Annotated in this window: 9 protein-coding genes; 2 read left to right on the top strand and 7 right to left on the bottom strand. The window is 45.7% G+C overall.

What is annotated here, in order from left to right; translation table 11 throughout:
• Nucleotides 1-143 precede the first annotated feature (143 nt).
• The 4 genes from QUB10_RS33250 to QUB10_RS33235 form a co-directional block, all read right to left on the bottom strand.
• Complete coding sequence (locus tag QUB10_RS33250; RefSeq protein WP_333081469.1) at nucleotides 144-464, bottom strand: helix-turn-helix transcriptional regulator; 321 nt, start codon at nucleotides 462-464, stop codon at nucleotides 144-146.
• Between the two features lie 116 nt (nucleotides 465-580).
• On the bottom strand, nucleotides 581-937 hold the full coding sequence (locus QUB10_RS33245; RefSeq protein ID WP_333207369.1) for a type II toxin-antitoxin system RelE/ParE family toxin: 357 nt from the start codon (nucleotides 935-937) through the stop codon (nucleotides 581-583).
• A 446-nt stretch (nucleotides 938-1,383) separates the two neighbouring features.
• The gene (locus tag QUB10_RS33240; RefSeq protein WP_333207367.1) at nucleotides 1,384-3,111 is read right to left on the bottom strand and encodes a succinate dehydrogenase/fumarate reductase flavoprotein subunit; all 1,728 of its coding nucleotides are present in this window, start codon (nucleotides 3,109-3,111) and stop codon (nucleotides 1,384-1,386) included.
• Nucleotides 3,112-3,240: 129 nt separating this feature from the next.
• Nucleotides 3,241-3,555, bottom strand: coding sequence for a hypothetical protein (locus QUB10_RS33235; protein WP_333207366.1), 315 nt, complete (start codon nucleotides 3,553-3,555; stop codon nucleotides 3,241-3,243).
• Nucleotides 3,556-3,968: 413 nt separating this feature from the next.
• On the opposite strand from QUB10_RS33235, the gene QUB10_RS33230 reads away from it, so the two are divergent.
• Nucleotides 3,969-4,694: a lysophospholipid acyltransferase family protein gene (locus QUB10_RS33230; protein WP_333207365.1), complete on the top strand. Its 726-nt coding sequence runs from the start codon at nucleotides 3,969-3,971 to the stop codon at nucleotides 4,692-4,694.
• A gap of 135 nt (nucleotides 4,695-4,829) precedes the next feature.
• Nucleotides 4,830-5,651 carry an alpha/beta hydrolase gene (locus QUB10_RS33225; RefSeq protein ID WP_333207364.1) on the top strand — a complete coding sequence of 274 codons (822 nt, stop codon included), beginning with the start codon at nucleotides 4,830-4,832 and terminating at the stop codon, nucleotides 5,649-5,651.
• A gap of 575 nt (nucleotides 5,652-6,226) precedes the next feature.
• Here QUB10_RS33225 and QUB10_RS33220 read toward each other — a convergent pair.
• The 3 genes from QUB10_RS33220 to QUB10_RS33210 all read right to left on the bottom strand — a co-directional run bounded on the left by QUB10_RS33220 (nucleotide 6,227) and on the right by QUB10_RS33210 (nucleotide 9,210).
• Nucleotides 6,227-6,667, bottom strand: coding sequence for a hypothetical protein (locus QUB10_RS33220; protein ID WP_333207362.1), 441 nt, complete (start codon nucleotides 6,665-6,667; stop codon nucleotides 6,227-6,229).
• Nucleotides 6,668-6,742: 75 nt separating this feature from the next.
• Complete coding sequence (locus QUB10_RS33215; protein ID WP_333207361.1) at nucleotides 6,743-8,338, bottom strand: tetratricopeptide repeat protein; 1,596 nt, start codon at nucleotides 8,336-8,338, stop codon at nucleotides 6,743-6,745.
• 434 nt (nucleotides 8,339-8,772) lie between these two features.
• Nucleotides 8,773-9,210 (bottom strand): hypothetical protein, encoded by a 438-nt coding sequence (locus tag QUB10_RS33210; protein WP_333207360.1) that lies wholly within the window; start codon nucleotides 9,208-9,210, stop codon nucleotides 8,773-8,775.
• Nucleotides 9,211-9,596: the final 386 nt, after the last annotated feature.

Genomic DNA, 9,596 nt, shown 5'->3' with positions numbered 1-9,596 from the left:
GTCCCGCCCGTCCTTTTTGGACGGGCGGGACGCCCATCCCACAATCTTGTGGAAGTTATTTGATTCTCATTCCTGAGATAGTTTTATCGGGATAAAGTTAACTCCAAATTCTAGAAGATTCTCAAAGTTCAAGTGTCTGCTTCTCAGCTTTTGGAAGAAGTAATAGCGAGTGCCACATCCTCGCGAGTTGCTCCCAGCGCTAGCATTGTCCTTACCATCAAATCAAGAGAAACAGACGGATCGCCAGCTTCTATTTTAGCTACCCGTGACTGACTAGATTTAATTTTCTTAGCCAAACTTTCTTGAGAAAGATTTTGACTAATGCGAAGCTGCTTCAAGCGTTTAATTAGAGACAGCTTCATCTCAATAAAAGCAATTTCTTCGGCTGAAAGTTCTAGAAAGTCTGCGGCATCTCCCACCCGCCAACCTGCTGCTTCTAAACGTTGACGTTTAATGGCATCCATTGTAAATATTACCTCTTTTAATTATATGAATTGCAAAGACCAAGGATTGTGAATGGTGAATTGTCTCTCAATTTGTAAGGTGGGCAATGCCCACCCTAAAGGAAGTCCTGAAATAACTAGGTTTCTCCTGAGCTTCGATCGTACAATCTCAGTCGTCTTTGACAGTTTTCAATCATGCGCTTAGGCGTTTTCTGGGTAGTTTTTTGAAACACATCTGCAATGACAATAGCATCTGAGTCAATCCGGTAAATAATTCGCCATTGTTTATCAGCTTCACTATCATCTATCCGCAATTCGTGGCAGTGAGGGCTGATGCTTGGCATAGGTCGAGAGACAGGCATGGCTAAAATTTCTCCATTTTGTAACATCCTTAATAAAATCCCTACCTCGATTCGCGCTGAGGCCGAAAAAGGAGGAGTTTTTACTTCGCCTCTAAGCCAAACAACATCCTTGTTCTCGCCTTGGGATTCCATAAATTAAGTAAAGTCCAGTCATAGAGTTTACAATAATATGTCGTATCTGACATAATTATAGCCCAATATGACTAAAAGTGGTAAGCTGTTACGCATTTAAATTGGAAAATCTGGACAGGCTAGAAGCCCGTCCCACAAGAGTTTTATTGATTTTTGACACACAGTTTAAATGTAGAACAGCTTACGAGAGACTAAAGATTGCCGAATTTCCTCTCAATTGCTAAGGTACGCATTGCCAGCCAGCCCTGTCAATGTGCGATCCTCTTCGAGGGCTGCGCTAACGACTGATTTCCGTCATTCTAGGCGGTGGCGATTACCAATAAACCTAGTTTATTGGTAATCACCTGTTAAAAGAAGAAGATTTAACGATCGCCCGCTACCCAATTTCAAGCGTTTGAGGGATTTCTTCACAACCTTAACAGGGCTGGCATTGCCCACCCTACAAATTAATACTTCCTCTCCTGCGGCTCAAACATCGTAATTGCCACCGGCATATAAGCCAAATCAATCCCCGCAGGCGAATAATACGCCATTGTATGCTTCAAGAAATTGCCGTCATCGCGCTCAGTAAAATCTTCCCGCGAATGAGCTCCCCGACTTTCCTGCCGGTTCAAAGCAGAAGTTAAAATCATTTTCCCGACAATTATCAAACTCCGCAACTCCAAAGCTTCCACAATTTCCGTATTCCACAACTTGCCTTTATCGTCTAAGTAAACCTCCTCATATTGTCGCTCTAAACCCTCCAATTTCTTTAAACCTTCCTGCATCAATTCCGCGCTACGAAATACGCCACAATACTCAGTCATAGTATCTTGATACTGCTGCCGGATTTGATTGATGCGGTATTTTCCGGGACGTTCTACAAGTGCTTGAATTTGCTGTTTTGCTTCCGTAATATAACGCTGTTCGTCTACGGCAGGCAACTTGCGATTTTGCACGAATTGTGCTATCGTTGCGCCAGTAACTTTGCCGTAAACGACGCATTCTAAAAGCGAATTGCTGCCCAAACGGTTTGCGCCGTGAACCGACACGCAAGCTGCTTCGCCGGCTGCAAAGAAACCGTCTACCAAACTGTCAGGACTGCTGCGAACTTGCCCGCTAACATTAGTAGGAATTCCCCCCATTGAATAGTGAACGGTAGGGCGCACGGGCATCGGCTGATTTACCGCATCAATTCCTAACAAACGGTGGGCTTCTTCCCAAGCAAAAGGAATTTTGCTCATAATTTTTTCGCGTCCCATGTGCCGCAAATCCAGATAGATAAAAGGGCCGCCGGCACTACCATCAACATTAATCCCTCGGCCGGCGCGAATTTCTATAGAAATTGACCGCGAAGTGATATCTCTGGGCGCTAATTCCATCCGCGACGGGGCATAATTGGCCATAAATCGATCGCCCTCTGAATTAATCAAATAAGCACCTTCGCCCCGCACAGCCTCTGAAATCAACACTCCCACCGGATACAAACCAGTCGGGTGAAACTGCACAAACTCCATATCCTCCAGCGGCAATCCCGCCATAGCAGTCATCGCCAAACCGTCTCCCGTCGAGGCGTAATCGTTCGACGTGGTATTGTAAACTCGGCCGTAACCGCCCGTAGCAAACATCACCGCCTTAGCACGGACAACCTCAATTTGACCGTCTAGCAGGCTGTACATAACTACGCCCTTGGCTTGGCCTTCTTCCAAAATCAGGCGCGTAACATACCACTCCTGATAGATGTGAACTCCGTAGCGGCGCAGATTGTTGACTAATTCGTGGAGGATGGCGTGACCAGTTTTGTCGGCGGCGTAACAGGTGCGGCGGTGGGAATGTCCGCCGAAAGCGCGCTGGGCAATTCTGCCGTCTGGGAGGCGGGAAAAGAGGACTCCCATGTGTTCTAAATCTATGACTACACCAGGTGCTTCGCGGGTGAGGATTTCTACCGCGTCTTGATCGGCTAAATAGTCTGAACCTTTTACTGTGTCGAAGGCGTGGGCTTTCCAACTGTCTTCTGGATCGACATTTTGTAAGCTGGAGGCCATGCCACCTTGGGCTGCGACGGAGTGCGATCGAATCGGGTGAGTTTTGGCGACGACAGCTACCTTTAAACTGGGGTCAGTCCGAGCAATTTCTACTGCGGCGCGGCAACCTGCTAAACCGCCGCCTACAATGATTACGTCGTGTTCTAGCATCTTTTTTAATTATTTTGAGTGTTCTGCTCAACTTATCGTGACGCAAAAAAAAACTTCCTACCAAAAGAGCAGGAAGTTTTTTAACTTTTGATTTGAATGGGAAATCAAAAGTTAAAATTTCAGATTGGACTAGCCGGCGCTTTCGATAGGCTGCTGATTGGACTGATTTCCCGTTGCAGAAGGTTGAGTTTCCGTACCGGGTTCTACAGCAAGCACTTCAATGTTATTTAGCAGAGTTGTAACGAAAGCAAACAGCAAGAAGGGCAGAGACAGCACTAAAATCAAGCCGACGGTAGCCAAGGCGAAGATTTGGCGGGCGCTACTCCACAAGGCCAGTGCCGACGCTAGACTTAGGAAGATGACTATCAGCCAAACAATGATTTGACCGTAAATGTCGCCAAAGGTGAGGGTACATTTAAGGCGATAGTTTTGGATGTTATTCATTTGATGCCTCGCGAGATTGCTATTACGACTTGTCCAAAAATACTTTGACAGTGCGTCAATGCCCACTGTAAATTTCTAAGTTTAGCTGCCGCAACTTGGTTTTGGGGCTGTTTTAAACATTCTTTATATAAGTTGCCACAACACTTGATAAATTTTTGCTTCTGACTGGGAATTTCTGCCGACACAGTTGGCTGACGCCCTGCGACGGCTAGAAACCGGTTTTTTACTGTTTTGGCCGGCTCACTAGAAGTAAACGCAATAAACCAAGGTTATGACCGCCCGTGCGTCCAGGATTAGGAAACCAAGGCATAAGGGGAAAGTCTACTTTTTGGCTGAACCCTGACTTGGTAAAGAAATGTTAAGCTGCGGGGGAATGGAATCAACCTTTATAGCGTCGCACCTGTCTTTCGCCCATGTCTTCAGAGAGCAAATTGCTGATTTCGCGCTGTTTCCTGGCTGGTTTGGGAACGCAGATGTTTATGTACCGCGAAGACCGGATTCCCCAAGAGAGTCCGGTTCTGGTGGTGAGCAATCACCGCAGTTTCTTAGATCCTGTGCTGCTGACGGCGGCTTTGGGTCGATCGATCCGCTTTGCTTGTCATCATTACATGGGTCAAGTTCCGGTGATGAGGGAAGTGGTCACGACTTTCGGCGCTTTCCCCTTGGAAGCACCGGAACACCGACAGCAGCATTTTTTCTCTCAAGCGACAGCGCTACTGCAAGGCGGGGAGATGGTGGGGGTGTTTCCAGAGGGTGCAGAACCGATGGTGAAGCTTACTGGGCCGAATACTGTGGGAAAGTTTCAGCGGGGATTTGCTCATTTGGCTTTGCGGGCACCGGTGCGGGATTTGGCAGTTTTGCCGGTGGCGATTAGTTCTTTTGAGGAACACTCGGTAAAATCTGGTGTACCGCTCAAGTTGTTGAGTTTGTTTGATCCTTCGGAACCGCTGTTCGATCGATCTGGGTGGCATCCTGTGATAATTTATCAGCGAGTTAATGTTTTAATCGGCCGGCCTTACTGGATTACTGTCGAGAGACAGCAGCAATATCGAGGCAAAAAAGCCAAAGCAGTTGTTGCTGAACTCACAAACCACTGTCAGGGGGAAATTGCAGAATTACTCCAACGAGGTTGTTTGTAAGTTTGTAAGTTTGTTGACTGTTGGCTGTTGATTGTTGGCTGTTGGCTGTTGACTGTTGACTGTTGACTGTGGGCTGGTGTCAGATTTCCAATCTAAAATCTAAAATCTAAAATCTAAAATCGCTTGACTTGAATCATGGCAAATGCTAACAACAAGGTTCGTTTCCTAACCCCCAAACCGCCGAAACCCGATCGCCCTTTATTTGTATTTCTGCCCGGTATGGATGGCAGCGGTTTGCTGCTGCGGCCGCAAATTTCTAAATTAGCAAATGATTTCGACATTCGCTGCTTAACGATAGCGGCTGACGACATGGCTAGTTGGGAGGTACTGGTGAGCGAAACAATTTCCTTAATTGAAGCCGAAAAGCAAGCCGGAAAGCCGAAGCGGCCGGTTTATCTGTGCGGCGAGTCATTTGGGGGCTGTTTAGCGATGAAAACTGTTTTAGAAGCTCCTCAATTGTGCGATAGATTAATTTTAGTCAATCCAGCTTCTTCGTTTCGACAGCAGCCTTGGGTGCAGTGGGGCTCGTATCTGACTCAGTGGCTGCCGGCCAACCTTTATCCGCTGTCGGTAATCGGTTTATTGCCGATATTAGCATCATTAGGAAAGATTGGGCGCGACGACCGCCGAGCTTTGCTAGAAGCAATGCAAGCGGTACCGCAAAATACGTCTGTGTGGAGATTGGCGTTAGTGCGATCGTTTAATGTTGACGAAAATCAGTTGCGCGGTATCAAACAGCCGACGCTAGTAATTGCTAGCGGTGCCGATCGGCTGCTGCCTTCTTTAGTAGAAGCGAAGCTTTTAGTCAAGGTAATTCCCAAAGCTGAAATGGTGCTGCTGGCTAACAGCGGTCATGCTTGTTTGTTAGAAACAGATGTTAACCTTTATGGGATTATGCAAGCTCGCAATTTTTTGACAAAATCCGAAGAAAATCTGTCATTAGTCAATAGTCATTAGTCATTGAGCATGGGGCATTGGGCATGGGGCATTGGGCATGGGGCATCTCCGAAAAACAATCTTATCGGCATCAGCAATTAGCAATTAAGTAGATGAGTGGGAAAATACATAAGTATGTCATAGCTGCATGAAAAGAAGTGAGACGAAGCAATCGCAATGGTTCGGGCAGATTTACATTCCGTTACCTAGCGAGGTTTCTTTGCGCCTACCTACTTAATACCTCTTGGATGTCGATGGTCAGGAACTGCAATAATAGCTTCAATTAAGTTCATTAGCGATACACCGAGTTAGGATAGTATTTGCGATCGGGTCAGACCCGATCGCAAATACTATGATAAATTTAAGTAGATGAGTGGGAAAATACATAAGTATCTCATTGTTCCTTAAACGTCGCAATTGCTTACGGTTCTTGCAGCTTTACATTCGGTTACACAGCAAGGTTTATTTGCGCCTAGCTACTTATCCTCTGACAATAAATCCACCCTGCTTTACTACTCGTGAAACATACTTAGTCTGGTCAGATTCTGACTTTTTCAAGTCTATGCCTTTAGATGTGCGCTTCCTGACGTAATTCTTTATCCCTGCGTCGCACGTACACGAACAGATCGACTAAACTCAGGCCTATCCATTTGCATATTTATTACCCTTGCCGGATATATACCCAGGCTTCTGGATATACATTGTTCCTGGGCGCTAGCCCGTAAATCTTCTATTTTTACGTCCATTCCGCCCCCGCTGCCGGTGACATAAACCAATTTTAGGTTCCCCACTAAGTTATCACTTGTCTGGAAGCAAAGCGTTGTATTCCTCATATCTTTTGGCCTTAAGTCCAATTTCTCTTGAGGACCGAGAGTCTTCTCTCCTAATAAAATCGTTTCTGCTAAGGCTGTACCGGCGAAACTAAAAGAGATTCCAACCGCAGCGATTAAAACTGCTGGTAATTTTTTGACAAAACTCATACGACAATACCTCGTTTGTTGAAATTTACGTTGATTGGTGGTTTTTTCTTCCCACATCTTTTAGACGTTTCCCGATCCCAATTTAGTAATTTTTCGAGTTACGAGGAAATTTTCTCCCCCAAAAATCCCCCCTCAACCCCTAGAACCCTTCCCCTTCTTACCTTTCAACCGCAGCAAACTTTTCTCAACTTCCCCGCGAGCCGGATACAACAACTGCTGACTCAAAGCACTTTCATAAGCCTGTATCGCTCCCAACGGATCTTTCAACCCCACCAAAGCTCTCCCTAACCAGTAGTCAGCCATAGCCCCGTTAAACCCTCTCAATTCCTGACATCCCTCACCGGCAACTTTCCACCAGCGCTGAGTAGCCCCAACATCCCCCAGCACCTGGTAACTCTCCGCCAGCCACAACGCCGTCGGCACGAATTGCAGAGAAATTCCCGCTGGTAACAACTTCCATCCTTTCTCCAACGCCTCCACCGCTTCTTGATGTTTAAGCGCCAAAGCCAACACCCGCCCATGACGAAACCAAGTATCAACTAACTGCGGCTGAAGTTTTGTGCCCTGCTCAGAAACACTACATCCTCGTTCAATCTCTTTGAAGTGTTCCACCAACACCCGCCCCGCAGTCGCCCAAACACTCCAACGTTCAGGAAATCGTTTCAGCATCTGTTCTGCCACAAAACGCAATTCTTCCCAGCGTTTGGCAGCCGGTAAAATTTCACACAAGACCTGATAAATTGCACAATTATGGGGATACAGTTGATAAGCATTCGCCATCATCTGTGCTGCTTTTTGATAGTCTCCCGTGTCGTATAAGCACCGGCCATAGTAATACCAACCATAAGGATGATTGGGGTGTTCGGTGGTAAACTCTGCTAACACCTCCACACCTTGCCGCCAATCCCCTCGGAAGATGTGATAATAGCCCAGAGAATTGTGAGCCTCAGCCCCATGAGGAGTTTGTAGGAGTAAAGAGGTAATCATCTTTTTCGTCAGTTTCCCCTCTTCACCAGAAACTAATCTCATCTGAAGACGTTGCTCAATTTGTCGTTGCAGTACCCTAAAATCATTCGGAAATAGAGCTATAAGCTTGCTCAACTGCTCTGTTGCGGCGCTCATATCCCCCACCGCCAGATTCGCATCTTGGCTGTAAATCAACGCCACAACATCATCTGGGTTGATTGCCAAAATTTGCTCCACAGCACTGAGCACGCCAAGATGATTTTCTATCTGCTGATACACCTGTGCCAAAGCCAGCCGGTGAACGACTTTTTCAGGTTCTAAATGAGTTGCTAAATTAAAGGCAATAATTGCTTTGTCACTCTCACCCCGACAAACTGCAATCAATCCCTTGATATGATGCTGAGTCGCTTCGTTTTCGTAACACGACAAGGCTTTTTCATAGACTTCTATTGCCTCTTTTTCTCGTTTCATTAGCTGCAATAGTTTCCCTAGTTGCAGCCGCACACCCATTAATTGCGCTTGTCGCTCAATCACTTGATGATATTCGGCAACCGCTTGTTGCCAGTCTCCCATCTGGTAAAGCAAATTAGCTAGTTCTAATCTTTTTTTCCATCCTTGGGGATATTTCTGAACATACTTACTTAAAGTGTTCAATTTCTGCTCTTGTCTAATTGGCTTTTCTTCTAAGAAAAAGTGAACATTCATCTCTAGCCCAGAGGAGGGGCAGAACTGCACCAATGATGTGGCAAAGTGTCCAGACATAATTTAGACTGGCTATATATAAGGGGAAATAGAATAACTTACGTTGATCAGATTATGTCTTAGTTACTCAAACTAAACAAGGTATAAAAGATTAATTATTATCAAGGAAAATCAATGCGATCGCGTCAATCAATGGCTCTCTCGTAAGCTAATACGCATTTAAATTGCATGGGGCAATAAATTTTCCTTCTTGTGGGGTGGGCATCTTGCCCGCCCTCAACATACAATTTAAATGCACAACAGCTTAAACGAAAAGCGATATCTACGACGGGCGTTGCCTACGCACTACGAAAAAAAGCGATCGCGCCCTTCGTCGAGTGGGCAAGATCGCTTTTTATTCAAGTTTTTGAACACTCAAATGGAGCAGCACTAAGTTGGTAATGTCCCCAAAGTCAAAGAGATTTCACTCTCACGCATTATGGATTATTTTACCTTTACATTTTTCTGGCTTCATCAAATATATTGTCTAGCTCATCGGAGTCCTTACGGTTGGCAGATTCCCCTGTATCGTCTGCCCAAATTGTTAGCATTCTAAAACATAGCTTAACTGATAACACTTTTTGAGTGTTGCAGTAATCAAATAATCTTTTCTTCCTGTCTGCTGGATTCTTCCATATCTCGTCAAATGATTTGAACGTGGCATATCCCCCAGGTACTTTACTCAGCATATCCCTGAACTGACCAGCAATTAAATAAGTATCTGGTGTTAAATTTAACTGCCTAGATGGAATACTTTCCACAGGAAGTTTTACCGTGTCTGACTGAAACTTTTCAGAGGTAATCGAGTTGGTAGCAGCAAAACTGCTTATGGATGTAGATGACCACAGGAGACTTGCCACGAGTGCGATCTGGATTTTACGGGATGTACTCATTTTTTGTTAAGAAAGATGTAACTAATGCCTGGACTCTAAGCGGTTTTATCTGACCGCTTATTTATTAGTTAGACGTTTTCCCACCCCAATTTGGGAATTTTTCGAGTTACGAGCAAATTTTCTCCCCAAAAATCCCCCCTCAACCCCTAGAACCCTTGCTCCTCTTACCGTTGAGCCGCTGCAATATCCTCTCAACTTCCCCACATGCGGGATAAACAACGGCTGACTCAACGCACTTTCATCTCCAGGCTAGAAGGGTAGTAGAGATGTAGGAATGATGGGTTGACACTCCCCGGCCTTGAAGGCGCGGGGATTGTTAGGGTCGAGGGGAGTATTACTACTCCACCCCTCCCATCCGAAACCGTGCTTGCGACTTTCACCGCACA

Source organism: Microcoleus sp. B5-D4 (assembly GCF_036705145.1).
Taxonomy (GTDB): Bacteria; Cyanobacteriota; Cyanobacteriia; order Cyanobacteriales; family Microcoleaceae; genus Microcoleus.
The sequence above is the reverse complement of the archived record's forward strand: the minus strand, read 5'-3'. Positions and strand labels throughout refer to the sequence as shown.

Bases quoted from the DNA above. Each gene is read 5' to 3' on its own strand.
- QUB10_RS33250 (WP_333081469.1), bottom strand. From the start codon at position 464: ATGGATGCCATTAAACGTCAACGTTTAGAAGCAGCAGGTTGGCGGGTG.
- QUB10_RS33245 (WP_333207369.1), bottom strand. From the start codon at position 937: ATGGAATCCCAAGGCGAGAACAAGGATGTTGTTTGGCTTAGAGGCGAA.
- QUB10_RS33240 (WP_333207367.1), bottom strand. From the start codon at position 3,111: ATGCTAGAACACGACGTAATCATTGTAGGCGGCGGTTTAGCAGGTTGC.
- QUB10_RS33235 (WP_333207366.1), bottom strand. From the start codon at position 3,555: ATGAATAACATCCAAAACTATCGCCTTAAATGTACCCTCACCTTTGGC.
- QUB10_RS33230 (WP_333207365.1), top strand. From the start codon at position 3,969: ATGTCTTCAGAGAGCAAATTGCTGATTTCGCGCTGTTTCCTGGCTGGT.
- QUB10_RS33225 (WP_333207364.1), top strand. From the start codon at position 4,830: ATGGCAAATGCTAACAACAAGGTTCGTTTCCTAACCCCCAAACCGCCG.
- QUB10_RS33220 (WP_333207362.1), bottom strand. From the start codon at position 6,667: ATGTGGGAAGAAAAAACCACCAATCAACGTAAATTTCAACAAACGAGG.
- QUB10_RS33215 (WP_333207361.1), bottom strand. From the start codon at position 8,338: ATGTCTGGACACTTTGCCACATCATTGGTGCAGTTCTGCCCCTCCTCT.
- QUB10_RS33210 (WP_333207360.1), bottom strand. From the start codon at position 9,210: ATGAGTACATCCCGTAAAATCCAGATCGCACTCGTGGCAAGTCTCCTG.